Annotated in this window: 26 protein-coding genes; 12 read left to right on the forward strand and 14 right to left on the reverse strand. The window is 65.5% G+C overall.

Features of this window, described 5'->3' with window-relative positions; translation table 11 throughout:
- The 5 genes from ACSQ3S_RS06400 to ACSQ3S_RS06420 form a co-directional block, all read right to left on the reverse strand.
- The gene (locus ACSQ3S_RS06400) at positions 1-972 is read right to left on the reverse strand and encodes a hypothetical protein (protein ID WP_436141892.1); all 972 of its coding nucleotides are present in this window, start codon (positions 970-972) and stop codon (positions 1-3) included.
- 21 nt (positions 973-993) lie between these two features.
- Positions 994-2,220: a hypothetical protein gene (locus ACSQ3S_RS06405; protein ID WP_436141893.1), complete on the reverse strand. Its 1,227-nt coding sequence runs from the start codon at positions 2,218-2,220 to the stop codon at positions 994-996.
- Between the two features lie 83 nt (positions 2,221-2,303).
- Positions 2,304-2,432: a hypothetical protein gene (locus ACSQ3S_RS06410; RefSeq protein WP_353399589.1), complete on the reverse strand. Its 129-nt coding sequence runs from the start codon at positions 2,430-2,432 to the stop codon at positions 2,304-2,306.
- 233 nt (positions 2,433-2,665) lie between these two features.
- Positions 2,666-2,911 (reverse strand): helix-turn-helix domain-containing protein, encoded by a 246-nt coding sequence (locus ACSQ3S_RS06415; RefSeq protein ID WP_436141894.1) that lies wholly within the window; start codon positions 2,909-2,911, stop codon positions 2,666-2,668.
- The gene (locus ACSQ3S_RS06420; RefSeq protein ID WP_176654730.1) at positions 2,911-3,474 is read right to left on the reverse strand and encodes a hypothetical protein; all 564 of its coding nucleotides are present in this window, start codon (positions 3,472-3,474) and stop codon (positions 2,911-2,913) included. Before ACSQ3S_RS06420 ends, ACSQ3S_RS06415 begins: the two co-directional genes overlap by 1 nt.
- A gap of 186 nt (positions 3,475-3,660) precedes the next feature.
- Between ACSQ3S_RS06420 and ACSQ3S_RS06425 the strand changes: the two genes are divergently transcribed.
- The 4 genes from ACSQ3S_RS06425 (at position 3,661) to ACSQ3S_RS06440 (ending at position 8,422) form a co-directional block, all read left to right on the forward strand.
- Positions 3,661-5,151: an FAD-linked oxidase C-terminal domain-containing protein gene (locus tag ACSQ3S_RS06425; RefSeq protein ID WP_436141895.1), complete on the forward strand. Its 1,491-nt coding sequence runs from the start codon at positions 3,661-3,663 to the stop codon at positions 5,149-5,151.
- Positions 5,152-5,161: 10 nt separating this feature from the next.
- Positions 5,162-6,256 carry a glycolate oxidase subunit GlcE gene (gene glcE, locus ACSQ3S_RS06430; RefSeq protein ID WP_436141896.1) on the forward strand — a complete coding sequence of 365 codons (1,095 nt, stop codon included), beginning with the start codon at positions 5,162-5,164 and terminating at the stop codon, positions 6,254-6,256.
- An 8-nt stretch (positions 6,257-6,264) separates the two neighbouring features.
- On the forward strand, positions 6,265-7,509 hold the full coding sequence (gene glcF / locus ACSQ3S_RS06435; RefSeq protein ID WP_436141897.1) for a glycolate oxidase subunit GlcF: 1,245 nt from the start codon (positions 6,265-6,267) through the stop codon (positions 7,507-7,509).
- Positions 7,510-7,642: 133 nt separating this feature from the next.
- Entirely contained in the window at positions 7,643-8,422 is a 780-nt protein-coding gene (locus ACSQ3S_RS06440) for a mechanosensitive ion channel family protein (RefSeq protein WP_176654727.1), read from the forward strand.
- Between the two features lie 8 nt (positions 8,423-8,430).
- Here the strand turns inward: ACSQ3S_RS06440 and ACSQ3S_RS06445 are convergent, their stop codons facing one another.
- The 4 genes from ACSQ3S_RS06445 to ACSQ3S_RS06460 form a co-directional block, all read right to left on the reverse strand.
- Positions 8,431-10,935: a putative bifunctional diguanylate cyclase/phosphodiesterase gene (locus ACSQ3S_RS06445; protein WP_436141898.1), complete on the reverse strand. Its 2,505-nt coding sequence runs from the start codon at positions 10,933-10,935 to the stop codon at positions 8,431-8,433.
- A 155-nt stretch (positions 10,936-11,090) separates the two neighbouring features.
- Complete coding sequence (locus ACSQ3S_RS06450; protein WP_353399602.1) at positions 11,091-11,576, reverse strand: glutathione peroxidase; 486 nt, start codon at positions 11,574-11,576, stop codon at positions 11,091-11,093.
- A gap of 9 nt (positions 11,577-11,585) precedes the next feature.
- On the reverse strand, positions 11,586-12,722 hold the full coding sequence (locus ACSQ3S_RS06455) for a PilT/PilU family type 4a pilus ATPase (protein WP_176654724.1): 1,137 nt from the start codon (positions 12,720-12,722) through the stop codon (positions 11,586-11,588).
- Positions 12,723-12,828: 106 nt separating this feature from the next.
- A complete protein-coding gene (locus ACSQ3S_RS06460; RefSeq protein ID WP_176654723.1) occupies positions 12,829-13,872 on the reverse strand; it encodes a type IV pilus twitching motility protein PilT in 1,044 nt (347 codons plus the stop codon).
- A 75-nt stretch (positions 13,873-13,947) separates the two neighbouring features.
- Between ACSQ3S_RS06460 and ACSQ3S_RS06465 the strand changes: the two genes are divergently transcribed.
- Together ACSQ3S_RS06465 and proC are read left to right on the forward strand one after the other, a co-directional pair.
- A complete protein-coding gene (locus ACSQ3S_RS06465) occupies positions 13,948-14,652 on the forward strand; it encodes a YggS family pyridoxal phosphate-dependent enzyme (protein WP_176654722.1) in 705 nt (234 codons plus the stop codon).
- 2 nt (positions 14,653-14,654) lie between these two features.
- Entirely contained in the window at positions 14,655-15,479 is an 825-nt protein-coding gene (gene proC, locus ACSQ3S_RS06470) for a pyrroline-5-carboxylate reductase (RefSeq protein WP_436141899.1), read from the forward strand.
- On the opposite strand, the gene ACSQ3S_RS06475 is transcribed toward proC, so the two are convergent.
- Both ACSQ3S_RS06475 and ACSQ3S_RS06480 read right to left on the reverse strand, forming a co-directional pair.
- Positions 15,476-16,627 (reverse strand): SO2930 family diheme c-type cytochrome, encoded by a 1,152-nt coding sequence (locus ACSQ3S_RS06475; RefSeq protein WP_436141900.1) that lies wholly within the window; start codon positions 16,625-16,627, stop codon positions 15,476-15,478. The two genes, proC and ACSQ3S_RS06475, sit on opposite strands and share 4 nt — an antisense overlap.
- Positions 16,624-17,883, reverse strand: a complete 1,260-nt coding sequence (locus ACSQ3S_RS06480; RefSeq protein ID WP_436141901.1) for a parallel beta-helix domain-containing protein — start codon at positions 17,881-17,883, stop codon at positions 16,624-16,626. Before ACSQ3S_RS06480 ends, ACSQ3S_RS06475 begins: the two co-directional genes overlap by 4 nt.
- 134 nt (positions 17,884-18,017) lie before the next feature.
- Here ACSQ3S_RS06480 and ACSQ3S_RS06485 point away from each other — a divergent pair, with 134 nt between their 5' ends.
- Together ACSQ3S_RS06485 and ACSQ3S_RS06490 are read left to right on the forward strand one after the other, a co-directional pair.
- Positions 18,018-18,317, forward strand: coding sequence for a high-potential iron-sulfur protein (locus ACSQ3S_RS06485; protein ID WP_176654718.1), 300 nt, complete (start codon positions 18,018-18,020; stop codon positions 18,315-18,317).
- Position 18,318: 1 nt separating this feature from the next.
- A complete protein-coding gene (locus ACSQ3S_RS06490) occupies positions 18,319-18,693 on the forward strand; it encodes an MmcQ/YjbR family DNA-binding protein (RefSeq protein WP_436141902.1) in 375 nt (124 codons plus the stop codon).
- Positions 18,694-18,747: 54 nt separating this feature from the next.
- On the opposite strand, the gene ACSQ3S_RS06495 is transcribed toward ACSQ3S_RS06490, so the two are convergent.
- The 3 genes from ACSQ3S_RS06495 to ACSQ3S_RS06505 all read right to left on the reverse strand — a co-directional run bounded on the left by ACSQ3S_RS06495 (position 18,748) and on the right by ACSQ3S_RS06505 (position 21,054).
- The gene (locus ACSQ3S_RS06495; RefSeq protein ID WP_176654714.1) at positions 18,748-19,098 is read right to left on the reverse strand and encodes a DUF883 family protein; all 351 of its coding nucleotides are present in this window, start codon (positions 19,096-19,098) and stop codon (positions 18,748-18,750) included.
- Positions 19,099-19,198: 100 nt separating this feature from the next.
- Positions 19,199-20,053, reverse strand: a complete 855-nt coding sequence (gene ubiA / locus ACSQ3S_RS06500; protein WP_436141903.1) for a 4-hydroxybenzoate octaprenyltransferase — start codon at positions 20,051-20,053, stop codon at positions 19,199-19,201.
- A gap of 68 nt (positions 20,054-20,121) precedes the next feature.
- Positions 20,122-21,054, reverse strand: coding sequence for a hydrogen peroxide-inducible genes activator (locus tag ACSQ3S_RS06505; protein ID WP_353399642.1), 933 nt, complete (start codon positions 21,052-21,054; stop codon positions 20,122-20,124).
- A gap of 102 nt (positions 21,055-21,156) precedes the next feature.
- On the opposite strand from ACSQ3S_RS06505, the gene ACSQ3S_RS06510 reads away from it, so the two are divergent.
- Genes ACSQ3S_RS06510 through ACSQ3S_RS06525 form a run of 4 tightly spaced genes read left to right on the forward strand, consistent with a single transcriptional unit; the run spans position 21,157 to position 23,701 of the window.
- Positions 21,157-22,344 (forward strand): PilT/PilU family type 4a pilus ATPase, encoded by a 1,188-nt coding sequence (locus ACSQ3S_RS06510; RefSeq protein WP_176654711.1) that lies wholly within the window; start codon positions 21,157-21,159, stop codon positions 22,342-22,344.
- A gap of 12 nt (positions 22,345-22,356) precedes the next feature.
- Positions 22,357-22,839, forward strand: a complete 483-nt coding sequence (gene rfaE2 / locus ACSQ3S_RS06515; RefSeq protein WP_176654710.1) for a D-glycero-beta-D-manno-heptose 1-phosphate adenylyltransferase — start codon at positions 22,357-22,359, stop codon at positions 22,837-22,839.
- A gap of 7 nt (positions 22,840-22,846) precedes the next feature.
- The gene (locus ACSQ3S_RS06520; RefSeq protein WP_176654709.1) at positions 22,847-23,149 is read left to right on the forward strand and encodes a hypothetical protein; all 303 of its coding nucleotides are present in this window, start codon (positions 22,847-22,849) and stop codon (positions 23,147-23,149) included.
- 48 nt (positions 23,150-23,197) lie between these two features.
- Positions 23,198-23,701: a hypothetical protein gene (locus ACSQ3S_RS06525; protein WP_436141904.1), complete on the forward strand. Its 504-nt coding sequence runs from the start codon at positions 23,198-23,200 to the stop codon at positions 23,699-23,701.
- Positions 23,702-23,708: the final 7 nt, after the last annotated feature.

The raw sequence follows: 23,708 nt of genomic DNA on the forward strand, positions 1-23,708 counted from the left end.
TTATCCTCGCGACGGCAGGCCGGCGCCGTGGTGCGCGGGCGCGACAGGTTGGGCGGCCCAGGCGGCCAGGCGTGCGCGCGCCGCCGCGCAGGCGCCGCCGTCCAGGCCGTTGCCGTGGCGGTGCCAGGCGTCGATGTAGGCGTTCAGCTGCTTGAGCTGGTCGTCGCGTTCGACTTGCAGGTAGGGCGCGCTGGCGCGGTACAACTGGGACCAGGACAGCGTCTGCGCCGGCAGCGCGCTGGCGGCCGCTTGCAGATGCAGCGTCAGCCAGCTGGTGACGGAGCTGATGGTCAGGCTGGCGTCGCGCGGCTTCAGCGGCGTCAGCCGCAATATCGTCAGTTCGGGCTCTTCGGCCGGAGTCAGCGTGTACAGCGCCTCCAGCCCCAGGCAACACAGCAAGGGTTCCAGCAGCGACACGGCGTGGCGCATGCCGTTAAAGCTGACCCAGGTGCGGGTGCCGTCGCTGCCGGCGTGCAGCTCCGGGAAGGAGATGTACAGCGTCGGCTGCGGCGTGCCGGCCTTGATCATCCGCACCACATGGTTGGTGCCGACGCTGGCCAGCCTGTCGGCGGGCAGTCCGATCTCGGCCAGCACCTGCTCCACCACCGGCGTGGTGACGACGACGATGCGCAGGCCGGACGCGGCCAGCTGGCGCAGCAGCCGCAGTCCGGGCAGGCTGTACGGCAGGGCCAGCAGGCAGGAGTGTTGTGCCAGGCGGTCGCTCAGCGTGCGCAGCAGCGCCTGCGGCGCGCTGCCGGGCGAGCTCTGCGCGCACAGCTGGCGGTAGGCCGCCTGCGCGGCGCCGGCGACGCGCATCGCCTCGTCGTTGCCCAGGGCCAGCGCATGTTGCAAGCCCTTGGCGGCGAGGCGGGTGGTGTTGGCCTCGGCGCGCTGGTGCTGCAGGCGCGCCGCATAGGAGGCTGCCGGCGGCCGGCGCAACAGGGCGGCGAGGTGGGGGAAGCGAAGGAACATGGCGGCGTCTCCGTGGCGGTGTCAGGCGGCGAATCGGGCGTGCACGACGGCGCTGCGCAGCCCCGCCAGCGCGCGCAGCGTTTTCATGGCGAGCATGACGCAGGCCGAGACGATCACCAGTGGCCACAGCAGATCGCCCAGCAGGCGCCACGCGGACCAGCCGGCGTCCGCCAGCCGGGCCGCGCCGGCGGCCGCGCCCAGCTGTTGCAGGCTGTCGGCCAGCGCGTCCGGCAGCGTCCGGGCCAGCCGCCGCACTTCGGTCACCAGGAAGCTGGCGAAATACAGCATGTAGGCGCCGCTCAGCAGGCCGTAGGCGTACAGCACCGGCGAACGCGCGCCGGGCCTGGCGCGGCCGAACAGCGGCATCAGCATTTCGGCGCTGGCCTGGCGCACCTGGCGGTGCAGGTTGTGCAGGCCGCTGAGGTCGGACAGCAGCCAATAGCCGTCGAACTTGAACACGGGGTTGAGCGTGAACAGCATGGTGAAGGTGACCAGCCAGATCAGCTTGAGCGCGTCGGGGCTGCCGCTGGCCAGCGCATACAGGTCGACGCCGATCAGCATCAGCGCCTGGAAATACACGCCGCCCAGATCGACCACCGCGCGTTGCCGGCGCTGCAGGCGCCAGGCCTTGCTGACGTCGGCGTACCAGGCGGGAAAGATCACGTACAGGCCGAAGCCGATGGCGCCGTGCGGGCAATTGAAATAGCGGCAGGCCGTCGTGTGGCCCAGCTCGTGGATCAGTCCGCTCAGCAGCAGCAGGGCCACCAGGCGCGTGCCGCCGCTGCCGCTCCAGCCCTCGTGGGCGGCGTGCATGGCGGCCGGCAGCACGCAGCCGTGCAGCACGGCGAAGATGGCCACCAGGCTCCATGCCAGCGACGGCTTGAACAGCCACGCCAGGCGGCCGGTCAGCAGGCCGGCGTACCACGGCGACAGCAAGTCGATGCTGATGGTGAAGGGATTGCCGCGCGCGGCCGGGGCGGCGTCGCTGAACAGCGCGGCGGGCAGCGTGGCGGCGGCCAGCGCGATCAGTTCGTCGGCCGGCAGCGCGGCGCCGCTGCGTTGCAGGTATTGGCGCTCCAGCTGGTCGGGCGTGGCCGGCGCCGTCAGCAGCGCTTCGATCAGTGCGCGCGACTTGGCGGTAATCAGGAAATGGCGGTTGTCCAGCTCCAGCAGGAAGCGTTGTGCGGCGCCCGCTTCGCGGTACGGCGAGATCCGGATGCCTTCTTTGAGCGTGGGTATGGCGGCCATGGGGGAGTGCGGAATGGGGAGGGATGGACGATGCGGGAAGAGAAACGGGAGCGAGGCGTGCGACTCCCGTTTCCAGCTCGGTATTACTTGTCGGACACCGAGCAGGTGTAGGTCCAGTCCGGTGCTGGAACGCTAGGCACGGCTTCCATTTCGAAGCGGGCTTCCAGTTCTTCGACGACGAATTCTACTTGGGTGATTTCGATGTTTTCCATTTAAAACTCCATGTGGGTGGTTATCAAGGTAGCTGTGAGATCGACACTGCAGCATAGTTCCCGGTTCAGCTGGAATAAATAGTAAATCGATCATATTTTTGTGTCAATCAGTAATTTGTTATTGTTTTACGATATTTTTAAGCGTTGTTTTTTTGTTATATCGAATGCGAGGGGCGCGCCGCCGCCTGCGCAAGAGCGCATCGGCGGCGTGCAGGCCAGGTGGAAGGGGAAGTTTAGAAGTCGTCGCCGCCGGCGTCGTCGGCTGGGGCGCCTTCGTCCGGGCGCCATTCGAGGATGTCGGACGGCTGGCAGGCCAGCCGCTCGCAGATCTTGTTGAGCGTGGTGAAACGGATGCCGCGCACCTTGCCGGACTTGAGCAGCGACAGGTTCTGTTCGGTGATGCCGATGAAGGCCGCCAGCTCCTTCGACTTGATCTTGCGCTTGGCCAGCATCACATCCAGGTTGACGATGATGGTCATCAGATGAAGCCTTCGTTTTCTTCGCCCAGGCGGCGGCCTTCGTGCATGATGGCGGCGATCAGGTAGAACAGCCCGCACACCAGCAGCAACAGCACCTCGTTGGAGGTGACGTCGAAGCCGATGCGGAAGGCGCGGGTGTTGGAAACCAGGTTGAACACGATGGCGCGCAGCGCCGGTTCCAGACTCGACAGCGTGACCGACGCGAACACTGCGCCGGCAAACGCCCGCATGTAGCCGATGGTGCGGGTGGCGAAGATGGCGCCGCGCTGCAATTCGCGCAGCGTCTGCCGCAGCCGGATCACGCCGAACACCAGAAAGCTCAGCGGCAGCAGGCCGATGAGTACGCCCAGCAGCCGATACAGCGAAGACAGCCGCTGCATGTCGGCCACGCTCATGCCGTCTGGCAGAACCTGCATCACCCACCACAGCAGCTCGAACGGCATGGGGACCATCCAGGCGAGAATGAAGAACGATACCTGGACCACCAGGAAGACCTGCAGCACGATCTGCAGCACGATGCACAGGTAGCGGATGTGGTTGTGACCGGGAGTGGAGAACAGCATGGGTTTTATTTTTCTACGGTAAAAAATTATTGTACAGCCTCAAAAAATTCTTGTATTAACGACATTTTAACGTAAGAGCCGTCGCCGCAGGCGCTGTGGTGCTATGCACAACAGCCTGTATTAGGCGGCGCCGGGTTTTGTGCTTACAATCGACTCTCGACCATACGCCGCCCAAAAACGCCCTCCATGAACACTGCCCCCGCCGCTCCCGCCACCGTCACCGCGCGCCGACTACAGGTTGCCGAGGCCCTGCGCGAGGCGCTGCCGGAGCGCTGCGTGCTGTCCGATCCCGAGGATACCCGCCCCTACGAATGCGATGGCCTGGCCGCCTACCGCCAGCTGCCGATGATCGTGGTGCTGCCCGATACCGAGGCGCAGATCGTCGCGGTGCTGAAGGTGTGCCGCGAGCTGAACGTGCCCATCGTGCCGCGCGGCGCCGGCACCGGCCTGTCCGGCGGCGCGATGCCGATCGCCGACGGCGTGGTGCTGTCGACCGCGCGCCTGAACCGCATCGTGCGCATGGACGCCTACTCCCGCAGCGCCGTGGTGCAACCCGGCGTGCGCAACCTGGCGATCTCGGAAGCGGCGGCACAGCACGGCCTGTACTACGCGCCCGATCCGTCGTCGCAGATCGCCTGCACCATCGGCGGCAACGTGGCGGAGAACTCGGGCGGCGTACATTGCCTCAAATACGGGCTGACCGTGCACAACGTGCTGCGCGTGCGCGTGGTCACCATCGACGGCGACGTGGTGGAGCTGGGCAGCGAGGCGCTCGACGCGCCGGGACTGGACCTGCTGTCGGTGTTCATCGGCTCCGAGGGCATGCTGGGCATCGTCACCGAAGTGACGGTCAAGCTGGTGCCCAAGCCGGCCACCGCGCGCGTGATCATGGCGTCGTTCGACGAAGTGGTGGCGGGCTGCCACGCGGTGGCCGCGCTGATCGCCGCCGGCATCATCCCGGCCGGGCTGGAGATGATGGACCAGACCTCGTCGCGCATGGTCGAACCGTTCGTCAAGGCCGGCTACGATACCGACGCCGCCGCCATCCTGCTGTGCGAGGCCGATGGCACCGTCGAGGAGGTGGAAGAGGAAATCGCCCGCATGTCGGCGGTGCTCAACACGGCCGGCGCCAGCGCGATCGCGGTGTCGCAATCGGAGGCGGAGCGCTTGAAGTTCTGGTCGGGCCGCAAGAACGCCTTCCCGGCGGCCGGCCGCATCTCGCCCGACTACTACTGCATGGACGGCACCATCCCGCGCAAGCGCCTGGGCCAGGTGCTGGAGGGGATCGCGCAGATGGAGACCAAATACGGCCTGCGCTGCGCCAACGTGTTCCACGCGGGGGACGGCAACCTGCATCCGCTGATACTGTTCAACGCGAACATTCCCGACGAGTTCGAGCGCGCCGAGGCGTTCGGCGCCGAGATCCTGGCGCTGTGCGTGGAAGTGGGCGGCACCATCACCGGCGAGCATGGCGTGGGCATCGAGAAGATCAATTCCATGTGCGCGCAGTTTGCGCCGGCCGAGCTGGAAGCGTTCTTCTCGGTGAAGCGCGCCTTCGATACGGCGGGGCTGCTCAATCCCGACAAGGCCATTCCCACGCTGAACCGCTGTGCCGAATTCGGCAAGATGCGCGTCAGCGGCGGCATGCTGCCGTTCTCCCATTTGCCGCGTTACTGAACGGAGCAGCATGACGAACAACCTGACCACCGATATGCACTCCATCGCCCAAGACTTCAGCGTGCGCATACGCGCCGCGACGGCGGCCGGCCAACCATTGCGCCTGCGCGGCGGCGGCACCAAGGACTGGTACGGCCAGTCGCTGCAAGGCGAAGTATTCGATACGCGCGCGTACGCCGGCATCGTCGCCTACGAGCCGACGGAACTGGTGATCACCGCGCGCTGCGGCACGCCGCTGGCGGAAATCGAGGCGCTGCTGGCGCAGCACAACCAGATGCTGGCCTTCGAGCCGCCGCGTCTCGGCGCGGAATCGACCATCGGCGGCGTGGTGGCCAGCGCGCTGTCAGGCCCGCGCCGCGCCAGCGCCGGAGCGGTGCGCGACTTCGTGCTGGGCGCGGTGCTGATGGACGGCCACGGTGAGGCGCTGCGCTTCGGCGGCCAGGTGATGAAGAACGTGGCCGGCTACGATGTCTCGCGTTTGCTGGCAGGGTCGCTGGGCACGCTGGGCCTGATACTGGAGGTGTCGCTCAAGGTGCTGCCGGTGCCGGTGCGCGAGGCCAGCCTGTGCTTCGAGATGAGCGAGATCGACGCGCTGCGCCGGCTGAACGAATGGGCCGGCCAGCCGCTGCCGATATCCGCGAGCTGCTGGCACCGGGACGTGCTGTCGCTGCGCCTGTCCGGCGCGGAGGCGGCGGTGGACGCGGCGCTGCGCAAGCTTGGCGGCCAGGCGCTTGACGACGGCCCGGCGTTCTGGGCCGCGCTGCGCGATCAATCGCATGCATATTTTAGCAGCGGCGCCAGCGACGGCGCATTGTGGCGCCTGTCGCTGCCATCGGCGGCCAGCGCCATCATCCTGCGCGGCGAACAGCTGATCGAGTGGGGCGGGGCGCAGCGCTGGCTGAGGATGGACGAATGCGACGCCGCACAGGCGGCCGGCATCCGCGGCGCCGTGGCGGCCGCCGGCGGCCATGCCACGCTGTTCCACGGCGCGGACAAGAGCGTCGGCGTATTCCATCCGCTGGCGCCGGCCGTGGCGAAAATCCACGAACGGCTGAAGCAATCCTTCGATCCTGCAGGGATCTTCAACCCCGGCCGCATGTACTGACCACGCCTATGCAAACCAATCTCGCCGATTTCATCAAGAACACCCGCGAAGGCGAAGAGGCCGACGCCATCCTGCGCGCCTGCGTCCACTGCGGCTTCTGCACCGCCACCTGCCCGACCTACCAGCTGCTGGGCGATGAGCTGGACGGTCCGCGCGGACGCATCTACCTGATCAAGCAGGTGCTGGAAGGCGCGCCGGTCACGGTCAAGACCCAAACCCACCTGGACCGCTGCCTGACCTGCCGCAACTGCGAAACCACCTGTCCGTCCGGCGTCAAGTACGGGCGCCTGATCGACATCGGGCGCAAGGTGGTGGAGGAGCGCGTCGAGCGCCCGTTCATCGAGCGCATGAAGCGGCTGGTGCTGAAGCAAGCCTTGCCGCGCAAGGCGGTGTTCACGGCGGCCCTGCGCGCGGGACAGATTTTCCGTCCGCTGCTGTCGCCTGCGCTGCAGGACAAGATTCCGACGATGCAGGGCGCCGGCGCCTGGCCGACGCGCGAACACGCGCGCAAGATGCTGGTGCTGGAAGGCTGCGCGCAGCCGGCGATGGCGCCCAACATCAACGCCGCCACCGCGCGTGTACTGGATGCGCTGGGCGTGCAACTGATGGTGGCGCCCAAGGCCGGCTGCTGCGGCGCGCTGCGCCATCACCTGAATGACCAGCAAGCGGCGCTGGACGACATGCGACGCAACGTCGATGCCTGGTGGCCGTATGTGCGGGACGGCGCGGTCGAGGCGATTGTGATGACGGCCTCCGGCTGCGGCGTCACGGTCAAGGAATACGGCCACCTGCTGGCGCACGACAGCGCCTACGCCGACAAGGCGCAGCGCATTGCCGCGTTGACGCGCGACCTGAGCGAGGTCATGCCCGAATTCGAAGAGGAATTGAAGCGCCGCGCAGGCACCGGCAACAGTAACGGCAACGGCGCCGGCGGACGCGTCGCCTACCATCCGCCGTGCACGCTGCAGCATGGCCAGCAGATACGCGGCAAGGTCGAGGGCGTGCTGCGCGCGGTCGGCGTCGACGTCGTATTGTGTGCCGACAGCCATCTGTGCTGCGGCTCGGCCGGCACCTATTCGCTGCTGCAGCCGGAGCTGTCGCTGCAGCTGCGCGACCGCAAGCTGGCCAACCTGGCCGATACCGGCGCCGCCACCATCGTCTCGGCCAACGTCGGCTGTAGCGCGCACCTGCAGTCGGGCACGCAGACGCCGGTGACGCACTGGATCGAGCTGATCGACCGCGCGCTGACTTAGTTTTTTGGCGCCCGTCAAAGGCGCAGCGTAAATCAGGAACTTTGACCGTCGCCGATTGCCTCACAGGGGTGGGGAGGCAACGGCGGCGGTGCGGCCTGCCTCCATGCGATCAATCGAACCAACTGGAGGAATCATGCAAAATCAAATCACCGAGTGGGGAACGGCCTTGATGACATCGCTGTCCGCCGCCATGGCCATGCTGTTTCAGGCAATCCCGAAACTGATCGGATTTGCGGTCATACTCATCGTCGGCTGGCTGATCGCGGCCGCGCTGGCGAAAGCCATAATGGTCCTGCTGCGCTCCGTTAAATTCAATGACCTGGCACAGCGTGCCGGCCTGGCCGGCTTCTTCCACAACATGGGCATGCCGATGGATTCGGCCGGCGTGGTGGGTGCCGTGGTCAAGTGGTTCGTGCGGCTGATCGCGCTGGTGGTCGCTTTCGATGCGCTGGGACTGCCGGCGGTGTCGGAAGTGCTGCGGCAGGTGCTGCTGTGGCTGCCGAACGTGGTGGTGGCGGTGGTGATCCTGGTAATCGCCGGGCTGGCGGCCAACTCGCTGGGCAAGCTGGTGCGCGGCGCCGCCACGGAAAGCGATTTGCGCAACGCCGACCTGCTGGGCAAGGTGGCCAGTGGCCTGGTGCTCGGCTTCGGCGTGATCGTGGCGATCGGCCAGCTCGGCATCGCGACCATGTTTGTCGACGCGCTGTTTGTGGCGCTGGTCGGCGCGGTGGCGCTGGCGGCGGGCCTGGCGTTCGGGCTGGGCGCGCGCGAGACGGCCGGCCAGATCATCCGCGACTGGTATGCCAAGCGCCGGACGGTGCGCGGCGTGCAGACGGCCGAAGGGATAGGCGAGGCGATCGGCCCCAGCTCGCTCAGCGAGCGGCGCATGAGCGAACGGCGCGCCGCCGTCTAGCCTATAGCCTAACCCTGCACGAACAAGGGCATCTGCGACGTGCTGGCGGCCGGTTCGCTGTGCAGGTTGAGGATAGGCGGCAGCTGGGCTGCCGCCTGCCACACCTTGGCCTGGTCGAAGCTGGCGACCCAGGGCAGCACATCGTCCGCCGGCATCGGCCGGGCGATGCCGTAGCCCTGCACCAGGTCGCAGCCCAGCCGCATCAGCATGGCGCCGTGCTCGATGGTCTCGACCCCCTCGGCGATCACGCCCAGGCCGAAGGACCTGGCCAGGCCGATGACGGCGCTGACCAGGTGCAGATCGTCGCGGTCCACCAGCATGTTGCGCACGAAGCTCTGGTCGATCTTCAGCACGTCCGCCGGCAGGCGCTTCAGGTAGGACATCGACGAGTAACCGGTGCCGAAATCGTCCAGCGCGAAGCTGATGCCCAGCGTCTGGCACTCGAGCATGATGCGGCGCACGTGGCTGATGTCGCTCAGCGCCGACGACTCAAGTATCTCCAGCTCCAGCATGTGCGGCGGCACTTGCGGGAACTCGGCCAGGATCGCCGTCAGCTGCCCCACGAAGTCGGAACGCTGGAAATGGCGCGCGGCGATGTTGACGCTGATGACCCAGTCGGGGTTGGACTCGCGCCAGACCAGCAGCTGGCGCAGGGCTTCGCGCAGCACCCATTCGCCGATGTCGACGATCACGTCGCTGTGCTCGACGATGGGCAGGAAGTCCATCGGGCCGACGATGCCGCGCTGCGGATGCTGCCAGCGCAGCAGCGCCTCCATGCCGACGATGCGGCCCTTGCGCATGTCCAGCTTGGGTTGGTAGTACAGCCGCAGTTCGCCGGCGCGCAGCGCGGCGCGGACCTCGGTGCGGCGGTTGTGATGGGTGCGGACCTGTTCGTCCAGGTCGGCGTCGAAGAAATGATAGCGGTTGCGGCCCGTGATCTTGGCCTGGTACAGCGCCTGGTCGGCATGGCGCAGCAGGCTGTCTGCGCTGATCTCGTTGCCGGTGTAGACGGCGATGCCGGCGCTGGCCGACATGCTGACCGCCTGGCCTTCGCACACATAGTCGCGCGACAGCGCCGCCATCAGCCGCTCCATCGCCCGCTCGACGCCGGCGCGGTCTTCCAGTTCGGGCAGCAGCAGCACGAATTCATCGCCGCCCAGGCGCGCCACGTAATGACGCTGGCCGGCAAAGTCGTGCAGGCGGCTGGCGGCCTGCTTGAGGATCTCGTCGCCGACGGTTTGGCCCAGCGTCTGGTTCACGTGCTGGAAGTGATCGAGGTCGAACAGGCACACGGCCAGCAGGTAGTCCTGGTCGCGCGCGCGGGCCACTTCCTGCTCGAAGCGGGCCGCCAGCGCGGCGCGGTTCGGCAGTCCGGTCAGGATGTCGTGATTGCTTTGCCAGGAGATCTGCTGCATCAGCTGGCGGCGCTCCGTCACGTCGCGGAACACCAGCACCGAACCCTGCACCTCGCCAAGCGCGGCGCGGATCGCGTTGGCCGTGTATTCGACGGTGAAACTCTGGCCGAGGCGGTTGCGCAGGCTCTGGTTGCCGACCTTGACGACTTCGCCGCCGGCGTAGATCGCCGCCATCGATTTGAGCAGCGAGTGCTGGCCGAAGTTGTTCTCCAAGACGAACACCTGATGCAGCTCCATGCCGCGCGCGCGCGACTCGGACCAGCCGGTCAGCTGCTGCGCCACGTCGTTGATGGTGGCGACCTTGCCCATCAGGTCGGTGGTGATGACGGCGTCGCCGATCGACGCCAGCGTCACTTCGATGCGGTCCTTCTCTGCCTGCAGCTGCGCCTGCGCCCGCAGCGTCTGTTCCAATTGCCGGCTCAGCTCGGACTGGCTTTGCTGCAGCTTGTACACCAGCGCCTGCACGCGCTGCGCCATGTTGTTGAAGGTGATGGCCACCGTGCGCGCCTCGAGCGTGCCGCTGACCGGCAGGCGCACGCTGTGGTCGCCGTGCTGGAAGCGGGTGGTGGTGTCGGTCACACGCTTGAGCATGCGCTTGTTGGCGAACAAGATGATGCCCAGCAGCGTGTAGATGATGGCGATGTTGACCGTGGAGATGACGGCCTGCTGGCGCAGCGTGCGCCAGACCTGTTCCAGCGGCAGCGTCGGTTCGAAGGCCAGCACCAGCATGGCGTTGCCGATGTAGATGGTGCGGTCGATCGGCGCCAGCCCGTGCAGGTCGTGGAACCAGCTGGGGAACGACGGCGCCGGCCGCGCGCTGCGCAGCGCCTCGAGATGGCCGCCGGCGTAGTCCAGCCGCGCCGAGACCAGGTCGGCCTCCAGCAGCAGGGCGCCGGACAGGATGTTGTCGAGGGCGGCGCGGTCCGGCGTGGTCAGCGCCGGCAGCAGGGCCTTGTGCAGGTAAACGCCCAGTTCTCCCGCGTCTTTTTGATAGCGGGCATTGGCGTATTCCGTTTCCGACTGGAACAGCAAGGTGTATCGCAGGCCCACCACCACGGCAATGATGACGAAGATGGGCAGGAACAAACGGGAATACATCCCCATCCGCATCCATTGCGAAAGTATTTTTCCAAACAACGACATAGGCGACTGATTCGATTGGAAATGACCAACAGCCATTATTACCGAAAAGTTAACCCAAAGCACGTTTTTTGGAAAACGTTTTCAGTATTTTACAACTTTCCTGACCAAGCTTATTCGGCCAACAGCTTTTCGATGTCGGCAATCAGGTCTTCCGGCTTGGTGGACGGAGCGTAGCGGTCGTAGACGGTGCCGTCCTTGCGGATCAGGAACTTGGTGAAGTTCCATTTGATCGCCTCGGTACCGAGGATGCCGGGCGCGTCCTTCTTGAGCTTCTGGAACAGCGGGTGGGCGTGGTCGCCGTTGACGTCGATCTTGGCGAACAGCGGGAAGGTGACGCCGTAGTTCTTTTCGCAGAAGGCGCCGATCTCGTCGGCCTGGCCCGGCTCCTGGGCGCCGAACTGGTTGCAGGGGAAGCCCAGCACCGTCACGCCCTTGTCCTTGAACTGCTGGTAGACCGCCTCCAGCCCCTTGTATTGCGGCGTGAAGCCGCAGTTGCTGGCGGTGTTGACGATCAGCAGGACCTGGCCCTTGTACCGGCCCAGGTCGACCGGGGTGCCGGCCAGGCTGTCGGCGGTGATGTCGTAGAGTGTGCTCACGGTGCTTCCTTAGACGAGTCCCAGATGTTCGGTGCCGGCCGACAGGTCGCGGTTCTTGGCGGCCTTGCCTTCCAGCTTGATAGCCAGTCGCAGGTCGTTGACGGAGTCGGCGTTGCGCAGCGCGTCCTCGTAGGTGATCAGGTCCGCCTCGTGCAGGTCGAACAGCGACTGGTCGAAGGTCTGCATGCCCAGTTCGCGCGACTTCTTCATCAGCTCCTTGATTTCGTGGACTTCGCCCTTGAAGATCAGGTCCGAGATCAGCGGCGAATTGAGCAGGATCTCGATCGCCACGGCGCGGCCCTTGGCTTCCTTCTTCGGGATCAGGCGCTGGGAAATCATGCCCTTCAGGTTCAGCGACAGGTCCATCAGCAGCTGCTGGCGGCGCTCCTCGGGGAAGAAGTTGATGATGCGGTCCAGCGCCTGGTTGGCGCTGTTGGCGTGCAGGGTGGCCAGGCACAGGTGGCCGGTTTCGGCGAAGGCGATCGCGTGGTCCATGGTCTGGCGGTCGCGGATCTCGCCGATCTGGATCACGTCCGGCGCCTGGCGCAGCGTGTTCTTCAGCGCGATTTCCCAGTCGTCGGTGTCGACGCCGACCTCGCGCTGGGTCATGATGCAGTTCTTGTGCGGGTGGACGTACTCGACCGGATCCTCGATGGTGATGATGTGGCCGTAGCTGTTCTCGTTGCGGTAGCCGACCATGGCCGCCAAGGTGGTCGACTTGCCGGAGCCGGTGGCGCCGACCATGACCACCAGGCCGCGCTTGGACATGACGACGTCCTTGAGCACGTCGGGCAGGCCGAGGTCCTCGAGCTTGGGGATTTCGCTGGTGATGGTCCGCAACACCATGCCGACCGAGCTCATCTGCACAAACGCCGACACGCGGAAGCGGCCCAGGTCGCCGGGGCTGATGGCGAAGTTGGCCTCCTTGGTCAGCTCGAACGAGGCGGTCTGCTTGTCGTTCATGATGGAGCGGGCCAGGTCCATGGTGTGGGCGGAGGTCAGGACCTGCGACGACACCGGCGTCATCTTGCCGTCGATCTTGATGGCCGGCGGGAAGCCGGCGGTGATGAAGAGGTCCGAGCCCTTCTTGCTGGTCATCAAGCGCAGCAAGTCGAACATGAATTTGGATGCCTGGTCGCGTTCCATGATGTGTCCTTTAAGTCGGGGTCAGATCCGACATTTGGACACGCGCTCTGCCGTAGCGGCCGCTACGGCAGAGCTCGTGTCCAAATGTCGGATCTGACCCCAGGTTTTAGCCGGGGAAGTTGTCCGGCGTCTTGGCGGCATTGCGGGCGGCGGCGGCGCTGATGACGTTGCGGCGCACCAGGTCCGTCAGGTTCTGGTCCAGGGTCTGCATGCCGACGTTGCTGCCGGTCTGGATCGCCGAGTACATCTGCGCGATCTTCGCTTCGCGGATCAGGTTGCGGATCGCCGGCGTGGCCACCATGATCTCGTGCGCCGCCACACGGCCGCTGCCGTCCTTGGTCTTCAGCAGCGTCTGCGAGATCACCGCCTGCAGCGATTCGGACAGCATCGCCCTCACCATTTCCTTTTCATCGGCCGGGAACACGTCGACGATACGGTCGATGGTCTTGGCGGCCGACGAGGTGTGCAGGGTGCCGAACACCAGGTGGCCCGTCTCCGCCGCCGATAGCGCCAGGCGGATGGTTTCCAGGTCGCGCAGCTCGCCCACCAGGATCGCGTCCGGGTCTTCCCGCAGCGCCGAGCGCAGCGCGTTGTTGAACGACAGCGTGTGCGGCCCCACCTCGCGCTGGTTGATCAGGCATTTCTTCGATTCGTGCACGAACTCGATCGGGTCTTCGATCGTCAGAATGTGGCCGTATTCGTTTTCGTTGAGGTGGTTGACCATCGCCGCCAGGGTGGTCGACTTGCCGGAGCCGGTCGGTCCCGTCACCAGCACCAGGCCGCGCGGTTTCAGGGCGAAATCGGCGAAGATCTTCGGCGCGTTCAGTTCCTCCAGGCTCAGGATCTTCGACGGAATCGTCCGCAGCACCGCCGACGCGCCCCGTTCCTGGTTGTAGGCGTTGACGCGGAAGCGCGCCAGCCCCGGAATCGCGAACGAAAAGTCGCATTCCAGCATTTCTTCGTAGGCCTTGCGCTGGCCGTCGTTCATGATGTCATAAATCATGCCGTGCACGTCCTTGTGCTCCAGCGGCGGCAGGTTGATGCGGCGCACGTCGCCGTGTACCCGTATCATCGGCGGCAGGCCGGCTGACAGGTGCAAGTCCGAAGCCTTGTTCTTGACGGAGAATGCGAGAAGTTCGGAGATGTCCATTTATAATCCCTGTGCCTGACGTTGGTGATGTGCAGTCTGATGTACAGCTTAATAACGATTTTTTACCCGATGATTATGTCCCTGATCCCCCAGAACTTGCAAGCAATCACCTCGACTATTGTTGCCACAGCCCAAGATGTTGGCCGGCCGCCTCAGTCGGTGCGCCTGCTGGCCGTGTCCAAGACCTTCGGCCCGGAGGCGGTGCTGGAGGCGGTGGGCGCGGGCCAGCGCGCGTTCGGCGAGAATTACCTGCAGGAGGGACTGGACAAGATCAAGGCGCTGCAGGCGGCCGGCGCGCCGGCGCTGGAATGGCATTTCATCGGACCGATCCAGAGCAACAAGACCCGCCCCATCGCCGAGAACTTCGCCTGGGTGCACACGGTCGAACGCGAGAAGATCGCGCAGAGGCTGTCCGAGCAGCGGCCGGCCGGCATGGCGCCGCTGCAGATCTGCCTGCAGGTGAATATCAGCGGCGAGGCCAGCAAGAGCGGCGTCGCCCCGGACGAACTGGCGGCGCTGGCCCACAAGGTCGCGGCGCTGCCGAATCTGACGTTACGCGGCCTGATGGCGATCCCCGAGCCGGCCGAGGACTTTGAACAGCAGCGCGCGGCGTTCGCGCAGCTGCGGGCGCTGTACGAGCAGTTGCGCGCCGACGGCCTGGCGCTCGATACGCTGTCGATGGGCATGTCGGCCGACATGCGCGCGGCGATCGTCGAGGGCGCCACCATCGTGCGCGTCGGCAGCGCCATTTTTGGATCACGACAATACAACAAGGCATGACGATGAAAATAGCATTTATCGGCGGCGGCAACATGGCCTCCGCCCTGATCGCCGGACTGGCGAACAAACTGACGGCCGGCGCCAACATCCACGTGGCCGACCCGAACGCGGAAGCGCTGGCGCGGCTGCACGCGCAGTTCGGCGTGACCACCGCCGCCGGCGCGGACGGCGCCGTGTCGGCGGCCGACGTGATCGTGCTGGCGGTGAAGCCGCAAAGCATGCGCGAAGTGGCGGCGCAATTGGCGCCGCTGATCTCGCCGGCCAGGCAGCCGCTGATCGTGTCGATCGCGGCCGGCATCCGCGGCGCCGACCTGTCGCGCTGGCTGGGCGGCTACGGCGCCATCGTGCGCTGCATGCCGAACACGCCGGCGCTGATCGGCATGGGCATCACCGGCATGGCGGCGACGGCCGGGGTCAGCGCGGAACAGAAGAAGATGGCGGACGACATCCTGCGCGCCGTCGGCCCCACCGTGTGGCTGGACGACGAGGCGCAGATCGATGCGGTGACGGCGGTTTCCGGCAGCGGCCCGGCCTATGTGTTCTACTTTATCGAGGCGATGCAGCAGGCCGCGGTGGAAATGGGCTTGAGCGAGGAGCAGGGCAAGCAGCTGGCGCTGGCCACCTTCGGCGGCGCCTCGCAATTGGCGATCCGCTCGAGCGAGCCGGTGTCGCTGCTGCGCGAACGGGTCACCTCGAAGGGCGGCACCACCTATGCGGCGCTGACCAGCATGGAGGAGAGCGGCGTCAAGGCCGCCATCATCAAGGCCATGAAGGCCGCGGCCCACCGCGGCAAGGAGATGGGCGACGAACTGGGCGCGGCCAGCTAGTTCTTGCTGTCGCAGCCCTGCTTCATCGCCGCGATCCATGCGCGTATCAGCGCCACGCCTTCCTTGTGGACCGAGCCGCGTCCCAGCTCCGGCATCATGATGCCGGTTTCGGCGGAACTGAGCCGGTAGACCATGATCGACTCGTCCGGCTTGCCGGGCGCGATGCCGTAGCCGTGGCCGCCGGTGCCGGCGCCCGCCGCCACCGGCGGCTTGCACAATCCCAGGTGCAGGTCGGCCGGTGCGCCGATGTTCAGATGCAGCGCCGTGGTGTTGGCCGCGCCCTTGTCGTTGTGGCAGTGGGCGCAGTTGATGTCCAGGTAGGCGCGGGCGCGCGCGTCCAGCGTTTGCGCCGGATCGCGCCAGTTGGCGTTGTGCGGCGCGGCCGTCGCCGCGTTGGCCGGCACGCCGCTCAGGTAGCCGATGCGCGCCAGGTAGTCGAGCTGGTTGACGCTCACGCCGTCGTGACTGTAGCTGCGGTTCATGTGCCGCGCCTTCGGTCCGATGGGTTGGAACTGGCGCGACTTGACGTCCGCCACGTGGCAGGACGCGCACTGGTTCACGTTCGGCACCACATAGGTCAGCCGCTTGCGGCTCCGGTCCTCGTGCACCACTTCCAGCGGCACCTGGTCGCCGGTGCGCGACAGCACGGCCTCGGTCTGCTCGGGATTCCACACGTAGGGCAGGGCGATCCAGCCGTCGGCGCGGCGCACCAGCAGCCGGGTTTCGATCAGGCGCACATTGGCCAGGTCCAGCTTGTCGCCGCCGTTCTTGCTGGTGTCGTAGGTCGCCAGCACCGCCTTGGCCGGGCCGGACGCCTTCGGATAATAAAAGGTCTTGCTGATGATGGTGCCGACCGGGAACTCGAACGTGGTGTCGGCGTTGTAGACGGCGCTCAGTCCCTTCGGCATCCACACGGTGCGCAGCTTTTGCGCATAGTCGGTGAACAGCGGCGTGTTCAGGTCGTAGGGCACGACGCCGGTGTTCAGGTTCAGGCGGCCGCCGGCGACGGCCATCAGATGCCAGTCGCTCAGTTTGGCCGGATTGCCTTCGGCGATGAAGCTGACCGGCTGCTGGTTCTGCGTGCATGCCGACAGTGCGCACGCCGCCATCGCCAGCAGCAGCGGGCGCACTACGCTTGCTCCCATCATGATTGCGCGGCGAGCTGGGTAATGGTCACCGGCGGCAGCTTGGCCAGTTCGCAGCGGTACGGCGCGGTGTCCTTGCTCGGGTTTTTGTACTTGTTCGGGCCGTCGGCGTTGAGCACGTCCACGCCGTCCTGGATGCAGATGCGCTGGTCGGCCGGCAGCACGCCCTTGACCATCAGCTTGGTGTCCACGTAGCCGTCCCACAGCACGTCGGGCAGGTGGCCGCTCAAGCCGTACATGGCGATCTTCAGCGCCTTCAGGTCGAGGCCGTCGGGCGAGTCGCCGCCGCCCTTGAAGCGGTTGCCGTACACGTAGATCGCCTTGGGATACGGGTCGTAGCCGGCGGCCACGCCTTTTTCAGTGTAGTAGCCGGTCGAGTGGTAGCTGGAGATGATGACGTTGGCGGTCTGGTTGTCGGTGACGTCGTTGTCGAAGATTTCCACTTTCGAATTGGAGTTGATGACGATGCCGGAACCGGCCGGCACGCTGGCCACCGCCGTGCCGCGCGCGGCGAAGTTGCCCAGGTTGTTCTTCTCGACCTTGTTCTTGTACACGCGGGTGCTATGGCCCGGCTGCGACAGGTTGGGCATGTTGAACACCAGGATGCCGCCGGTGTTGTTGGTGGCGACGTTGTCGTAGACGTCGGCGTTGATGGTGTTCTCGATCTCGATGCCGGCCACGTTCTGCTCGGCGCGCGAACGGCGCACGACCACGCCGTTGGACTGGCCGACGTAGATGCCGGCGTCGGACGCGGCGATCGCCACGCAGTCCTCGATCAGCACGTTTCTGGTCTTGACCGGGTAGATGCCGTAGGCGCCGTTGCTGACCTTGGAGCCGCCGGTCCATTGCACCTTGACCTTGCGGATGGTGATGTTGTCGCCGTCATTGATCTTCAGGCCGTCGCCCTTGGAATCCTCGATGGTCAGGCCTTCGATGGTGAAGTTGCTGGCGTAGACCAGCATGCCTTCCGGCCCGGTGATCTGGCCCTTGAACGAGAGGATGGTCTTGTCCATGCCGGCGCCGCGTATCGTCACGCCGTTGCCGCGCAGGGTCAGGCCGCTGGTCAGTCGGTAGGTGCCGGCGGGGATCTCGACCACGCTGCCGGGCTTGGCGTCCAGCAATTGCTCTTGCAGTTTTTTCTGGAAGGCCGCGTCAGCGCTGGCCGTTTCGGCGGACACCGGTGCTTCGGACTTGCTGCAGGCGCCCAACAACACGCCGATGGAACCGCAAAGTGCGACTGCGCGTATAGCCTTGTACATGTTGTCCCCTGATTTTTTTATTGGTCAATGTAGCGTGCCTGGCAACGTTGAGTATAGCAGCATGTTTTCGGCCGCAACGGCGTATCATGGCCCTTGTCGCGCCATGTGGCGCGGCAGCGACGGAAAGGAAAAAGATGACGAATCGCCGAATATTTATTCTCAACACCTGCGCCGGCCTGGCCGCCGCGACGCTGGGCTGCATGGCGTGGGCCGACGACCGCGTGGCGCTCAAGGAGGACGAGCCGCAGGCGAAAGAGTTCAACTACTTGATTGACGCCGGCAAGGTGGACCGGCACAAATTCCCGGAATTCAAACCCGGCGACCAATGCAGCAAATGCCAGATCTACGAGGATGGCCCGAACGGCATGGGCGGCTGTCCCATCTTCGCCGGCAAGCTGGTGGCGGCCGGCGGCTGGTGCAGCTCGTTCGGGTGACATGGATTACGCTGCTTTCAAAGCTGTCGGCCTGGCGCTTCCCGCGGTGGAAGAGTCGACTTCGTATGGCACGCCGGCGCTGAAGGTCAAAGGCAAGCTGATGGCGCGGCTGAAGGAGGATGGCGAGTCGGTCGCGGTGCGCGCCACGTGGGAAGAGCGCGAACGCCTGCTGACGATAGCGCCGGAAACCTACTACAGCACAGACCATTACCGCGAACATCCGTGGGTCCTGCTGCGCCTGCCGCAGGCGCACCGCGACGGTGTGGCGGTGCTGCTGGCGAAAGCATGGCTGATGGCGGCGCCGAAGTCGGTGCTTAAGCTGCATGGTGCCCGTGTGGAGGCTGGTATGCAGTGGCCATTGCGAGAGTGCCAATAACCCGCCGCTTCAGCTGACTGTCTGGAATCAACCAGGATCATGATTTAGCGCGATTTACTTCCTGGCGATCAGCAGCCCGAAGATGACGCCTATCGTGGCGCCGAGGGTGACGGCTTTCCATGGGTTGTCATGCACGTAGACGTTGGCCGATTCGGCCGCGCCGCGGCCGCGGGCGATGACGCTGTCCTCCAGCTTGCGCAGGTCGGCCCTGGCGGTGCGCAGCGAGTCGTCGAAACGGGCGCGGGCTTCGGAGGCGACGGCGCTTGCCTGGCCGGCGGTGTCCTGCAGCCATTTCTCCGCTTCGCCGATGGTGCTTTTCAATTCGTCCATCAGCTTGTCGCGCGCTGTGTTGCTGGCGGCCTGGCTGTCGGAGATGGCTTTACCGTTCTGTTGAGTCTGATCCATGATGACCTCGTCTAGGTGGCTGGTGGCTGGGGATAATCAGTGTAGACAGCGGGGCCCGCGCCGTCTTGCGGTGGCTCAATCGTGCAAGCCTGCCATCGTGCTATCGCAGCGCGTAGTCGAGCGCCACGCCGGCGAACACCGCCGCGCCCAGCCAGTTGTTGTGGCGGAAGGCGTAGAAGCAGCGATCTCGTTCGCGGCCGCGTATCAGCGTGTAGTGATAGCAGGCGATGCCGGCCGCCACCGCCACGCCGCCGGCAAACCAAACGCCCATACCCAACTGCCAGCCGCACGCCAGCAGCAAGCCCAGATGCACGGCGTAGCACAGCATCACCGCCGCCACGTCGTAGCGGCCGAAGGTGATGGCCGAGGTCTTGATGCCGATCTTCAGGTCGTCGTCGCGGTCGACCATCGCGTACTCGGTGTCGTAGGCCACGGCCCAGAACACGTTGCCCAGCAACAGCACCCAGGCCACCACCGGCACCGTGCCCTGCAGCGCGGCAAACGCCATCGGGATGCCGAAGCCGAAGGCGATGCCCAGGTAGGCTTGCGGGATGGCGAAGAAACGCTTGAAGTAAGGATAGGTGCCGGCGATGATGACGGCGGCCACCGACAACTGCTTGGTCAGCGCGTTCAGCGCCAGGATCAGGCAGAACGACAGCAGGGCCAGCGTGGCGGCGATCGCCAGCGCTTCCTTGCCGCTGACGCGACCGCTGGTGATCGGCCGCTGCGCGGTGCGCTTGACGAACTTGTCGATATCCTGGTCGGCGTAGTCGTTCATCGCGCAGCCGGCCGAGCGCATCAGCAGCGTGCCGAGCGCGAAGATGCCGACGACGGTCCAGTCCGGCTTACCGTTGGAGGCCAGCCACAGCGCGCACAGCGTCGGCCACAGCAGCAGCAGCGTGCCGATAGGTTTGTCCAGCCGCACGAGGCGGAAATACAGCTCCAGCTTGTTCATGGATGACGTCGTTCGTAGGGAAAGATGGGATTATCGCAAATCCCGCGCCCGCCGGTGCGGCGGCGCCGTCATCCGGCGCTGAGCGGGGTGACGCCGGGCAGGTTGCAGGCGGCGACCACTTCGCACACGGCGTCGATGGCGGACTTGCGGGTGAAGCTTTTGCGCCACACGATGACCACCCGGCGCGACGGCTCCGGCAGGTCGAAGGGACGGAAGCGCAGCATGCCGTCGTCGCTGTCCATGTCCGGCACCGAGGCGCGCGGCAGCACGGTCAGGCCGATGCCGCTGGCGACCATGTGACGGATGGTTTCCAGCGAGGAGCCCTCGAAGGTGCGCTGCATGCCGTTGCCGGGCGCAGAGAAACGGGCCATCTCGGGACATACTTCCAGTACCTGGTCGCGGAAGCAGTGTCCGTTACCAAGCAGCAGCATGTTTTCGGTCTTGAGGTCGTCGGCGGGGATGCTCTTGCGCTTGGTCCACGGATGCTGGGCCGGCATCGCGACCACGAACGGCTCGTCGTACAGCGCCTGCAGCGCCATGCCGTGCTCCGGCAGCGGCAGCGCCATGATGGCCGCGTCCAGTTCGCCCTGGCGCAGCATTTCCAGCAGGCGCACGGTGAAGTTCTCCTGCAGGATCAGCGGCATCTGCGGCACTTTGTCTATCATGCCCTTGACCAGCGGCGGCAGCAGGTAGGGGCCGATGGTGTAGATCACGCCCAGGCGCAGCGGTCCGGCCAGCGGATCCTTGTTCTGCTTGGCGAGTTCCTTGATGGCGGCGGTCTGTTCCAGCACGCGCTCGGCCTGGGCGACGATTTGCGCGCCCAGCGGGGTGACGGAGATTTCGGCGCCGCCCCGTTCAAACAGGACCACGCCCAGTTCATCTTCCAGTTTCTTGATGGCGACCGAAAGCGTAGGCTGTGCAACATAGCAAGCTTCGGCCGCGTGTCCGAAGTGTTTCGCTCGTGCAACAGCAACGATGTATTTCAGTTCGGTCAGTGTCATGAAATGTATTTGAACACAGGCGATGCTGGGATGCAATAATTAGAAAAGCTATTGTAGCGGAATGCTGCCGATATAATGCGGCGTAACCATCGAAAGGCAAGTATGTCCTCCACATTTGGTCCTGAAGAGGCGCAGGCCTACCTGCACAAGCTGCTGAAGGTGATGCACCACACCGGCGGTTCGGATTTGTTCATTTCTGCGGATTTCCCTCCCAGCATGAAGTCGCAGGGGGCGATGAAGCCGCTGAGCCAGCAGAAGCTGACCGGCTCCGTGACCCGCGCGCTGGCCCTGTCGATCATGAACGACAAGCAGAAGCGCGAGTTCGAGGCTGAGCTGGAATGCAACTTTGCCATTTCGCTGCCGGACGTCTGCCGCTTCCGCGTCAACGTCTTCGTGCAGCAGCAGAACGTGGCGATGGTGATACGGACCATCGCATCGGAAATACCGAATTTCGAAAAGCTGGACCTGCCCGAGGTGCTGAAGGAAGTCATCATGACCAAGCGCGGGCTGGTGCTGGTGGTCGGCGGCACCGGCTCCGGCAAGTCCACCACGCTGGCGGCGATGATCGACTACCGCAACGCCAATTCGGCCGGCCACATCATCACGGTGGAGGATCCGGTCGAGTACGTGCACAAGAACAAGGGCTGCCTGATCACGCACCGCGAGGTGGGCGTCGACACGCTGTCGTGGCACAACGCGCTGAAGAACACGCTGCGCCAGGCGCCGGACGTGATCCTGATCGGCGAGATTCGCGACACCGAGACCATGGAGCACGCGATCGCGTTTGCCGAGACCGGCCACCTGTGCCTGGGCACGCTGCATGCGAACAACTCCAACCAGACCATGGACCGCATCATCAACTTCTTCCCGGAAGAGCGGCGCAACCAGCTGCTGATGGACCTGTCGTCCAACCTGCGCGCCATCGTGTCGCAGCGGCTGGTGCGCACCGAGGACGGCAAGGGCCGCAAGGCCGCCATTGAAATCCTGCTCAACACGCCGACCATCGCCGAGATGATCTTCAAGGGGAACTTCCAGGCGATCAAGGAAATCATGCACAAGTCGCGCGAGCTGGGCATGTGCACCTTCGACCAGGCGCTGTACGAACTTTATAATAAGGGCTACATCGCTTACGAAGAGGCGATCCGCAACGCCGACTCGGCCAACGGCCTGCGCCTGCAGATCAAGCTGCGCGGCGACCGCAAGGAACCCGGCGACAACAGTCCGTCCGCCGGCGCCGACTCGCTCAGCATGCAGATCGACGAAGAGCCGGACGAAGAAGAATCCAAGTAGAAAAGAAACCTGATGCCTCAATTTGAAACCAAGCTCTGCACCCGTGAACAACTGGCCGCCCGCGTGGCCGCGCTGCCCAAGCCGGTGGTGCTGACCAACGGCGTGTTCGATATCCTGCACCGCGGCCATGTGACCTACCTGGCGCAGGCGCGCGCGCTGGGCGCCTCGCTGGTGGTGGCGGCCAACACCGACGCCTCCGTCAAGCGGCTGGGCAAGGGCGACGATCGTCCGCTCAACACCTGCGCCGACCGCATGGCGGTGCTGGCCGCGCTGGAGTCGGTCAGCCTGGTGGTCGATTTCGACGAGGACACCGCGCTGGAAGTGGTGCAGCAGGCGCGTCCGGAAATCTACGCCAAGGGCGGCGACTACCAGATGGACGCGATCCCGGAAGGCCAGGCCGTGCTGGCCTACGGCGGCCAGGCCATCGCCATCGATTTCGAGCATGACCGCTCGACCACCAAGCTGCTGACCAAGGTGCGCGCCCAGCGTCCTTAAGTTCTTCATGCGCATCCTGCTCTCCGCCTTTGCCGCGCTGGTTTTTCTCGGCGTGCTGTGGGGGCCCGCGTTTGCCGTCGCGCTCAAGTTCTGGCGGCGCGGCGACGCGCGCGCCTTTCGCCAGCTGCGCTTCCTCTGCCCGGCCCAGCTGATCGCGACAGTGTCGCTGGCGTTCGCGGCCGACCTGCTGGGCTTGCGCAACCCGGCCGCGCTGGTGGCCGCCAGCACCGTCTGCACGAGTCTGCTTGGCGCCGGCGCGCTCGCTTTATGGCTGTCGTTTTCGAGTCGTGCGCGGGCTGACAGGTCCTGAAAAAACTCCTAGACTGAATGCCGCACAGGTATCCGGAGAGGAGACATCATGGAACTGCATCTGCAATCACATCATTGGCAGGCGCGCCTGCCGGACTGGGCCGCCGCTGCGGTGGCGGGCTTCGGCGCCGGCGGCGTGCTGATGCTGCTCGAGCCGATCTGGCTGGCCGCGACCGGCCGCGACGATCCCTGGCTGGCGACCCACATGATCGCCGCGCTGGTGATGGGCTGGGACGCGCTGCAAGGCAGCGGCTACAGTCTCGGCGTCACCGTCGCCGCGCTGCTGGTGCACTACTCGCTGGGCGTGGCGTTCGGCGTCGTGCTGGCCGCCATCATCGCGCCGTTCCGTCTTGATTCCAGCATGGGCCTGGCGCTGGCCGCCGGCGCCGTGTTCGGATTGCTGCTCTACGCGCTGAACTTTTATGGCATGGCCGCGGTCTATACATGGTTCGTAGCGCTGCGAGGGTGGCCGACGGCCATTGCCCATGTCATTTTCGGCATGGCCGCAGCCTTCATTTATCTCAAGCTGGAACGGCCGAGCCGGCCGCGCTAGCTTCAGG

It is taken from the genome of Duganella sp. LjRoot269 (genome assembly GCF_964254095.1).
In the GTDB taxonomy this organism is placed as follows: Bacteria; Pseudomonadota; Gammaproteobacteria; order Burkholderiales; family Burkholderiaceae_D; genus Rugamonas; species Rugamonas hordei.

Excerpts from the sequence above, each read along its gene's own strand:
- ACSQ3S_RS06425 (WP_436141895.1), top strand. The coding sequence starts at position 3,661 with ATGAACACTGCCCCCGCCGCTCCCGCCACCGTCACCGCGCGCCGACTA.
- ACSQ3S_RS06420 (WP_176654730.1), bottom strand. The coding sequence starts at position 3,474 with ATGCTGTTCTCCACTCCCGGTCACAACCACATCCGCTACCTGTGCATC.
- ACSQ3S_RS06505 (WP_353399642.1), bottom strand. The coding sequence starts at position 21,054 with ATGACACTGACCGAACTGAAATACATCGTTGCTGTTGCACGAGCGAAA.
- ACSQ3S_RS06445 (WP_436141898.1), bottom strand. The coding sequence starts at position 10,935 with ATGTATTCCCGTTTGTTCCTGCCCATCTTCGTCATCATTGCCGTGGTG.
- ACSQ3S_RS06400 (WP_436141892.1), bottom strand. The coding sequence starts at position 972 with ATGTTCCTTCGCTTCCCCCACCTCGCCGCCCTGTTGCGCCGGCCGCCG.
- glcF (WP_436141897.1), top strand. The coding sequence starts at position 6,265 with ATGCAAACCAATCTCGCCGATTTCATCAAGAACACCCGCGAAGGCGAA.
- ACSQ3S_RS06455 (WP_176654724.1), bottom strand. The coding sequence starts at position 12,722 with ATGGAACGCGACCAGGCATCCAAATTCATGTTCGACTTGCTGCGCTTG.
- rfaE2 (WP_176654710.1), top strand. The coding sequence starts at position 22,357 with ATGCCTCAATTTGAAACCAAGCTCTGCACCCGTGAACAACTGGCCGCC.
- ubiA (WP_436141903.1), bottom strand. The coding sequence starts at position 20,053 with ATGAACAAGCTGGAGCTGTATTTCCGCCTCGTGCGGCTGGACAAACCT.
- ACSQ3S_RS06475 (WP_436141900.1), bottom strand. The coding sequence starts at position 16,627 with ATGATGGGAGCAAGCGTAGTGCGCCCGCTGCTGCTGGCGATGGCGGCG.
- ACSQ3S_RS06460 (WP_176654723.1), bottom strand. The coding sequence starts at position 13,872 with ATGGACATCTCCGAACTTCTCGCATTCTCCGTCAAGAACAAGGCTTCG.
- ACSQ3S_RS06485 (WP_176654718.1), top strand. The coding sequence starts at position 18,018 with ATGACGAATCGCCGAATATTTATTCTCAACACCTGCGCCGGCCTGGCC.
- ACSQ3S_RS06465 (WP_176654722.1), top strand. The coding sequence starts at position 13,948 with ATGTCCCTGATCCCCCAGAACTTGCAAGCAATCACCTCGACTATTGTT.
- glcE (WP_436141896.1), top strand. The coding sequence starts at position 5,162 with ATGACGAACAACCTGACCACCGATATGCACTCCATCGCCCAAGACTTC.
- ACSQ3S_RS06410 (WP_353399589.1), bottom strand. The coding sequence starts at position 2,432 with ATGGAAAACATCGAAATCACCCAAGTAGAATTCGTCGTCGAAGAACTG.
- proC (WP_436141899.1), top strand. The coding sequence starts at position 14,655 with ATGAAAATAGCATTTATCGGCGGCGGCAACATGGCCTCCGCCCTGATC.
- ACSQ3S_RS06520 (WP_176654709.1), top strand. The coding sequence starts at position 22,847 with ATGCGCATCCTGCTCTCCGCCTTTGCCGCGCTGGTTTTTCTCGGCGTG.
- ACSQ3S_RS06525 (WP_436141904.1), top strand. The coding sequence starts at position 23,198 with ATGGAACTGCATCTGCAATCACATCATTGGCAGGCGCGCCTGCCGGAC.
- ACSQ3S_RS06415 (WP_436141894.1), bottom strand. The coding sequence starts at position 2,911 with ATGACCATCATCGTCAACCTGGATGTGATGCTGGCCAAGCGCAAGATC.
- ACSQ3S_RS06440 (WP_176654727.1), top strand. The coding sequence starts at position 7,643 with ATGCAAAATCAAATCACCGAGTGGGGAACGGCCTTGATGACATCGCTG.
- ACSQ3S_RS06405 (WP_436141893.1), bottom strand. The coding sequence starts at position 2,220 with ATGGCCGCCATACCCACGCTCAAAGAAGGCATCCGGATCTCGCCGTAC.
- ACSQ3S_RS06510 (WP_176654711.1), top strand. The coding sequence starts at position 21,157 with ATGTCCTCCACATTTGGTCCTGAAGAGGCGCAGGCCTACCTGCACAAG.
- ACSQ3S_RS06490 (WP_436141902.1), top strand. The coding sequence starts at position 18,319 with ATGGATTACGCTGCTTTCAAAGCTGTCGGCCTGGCGCTTCCCGCGGTG.
- ACSQ3S_RS06480 (WP_436141901.1), bottom strand. The coding sequence starts at position 17,883 with ATGTACAAGGCTATACGCGCAGTCGCACTTTGCGGTTCCATCGGCGTG.
- ACSQ3S_RS06495 (WP_176654714.1), bottom strand. The coding sequence starts at position 19,098 with ATGGATCAGACTCAACAGAACGGTAAAGCCATCTCCGACAGCCAGGCC.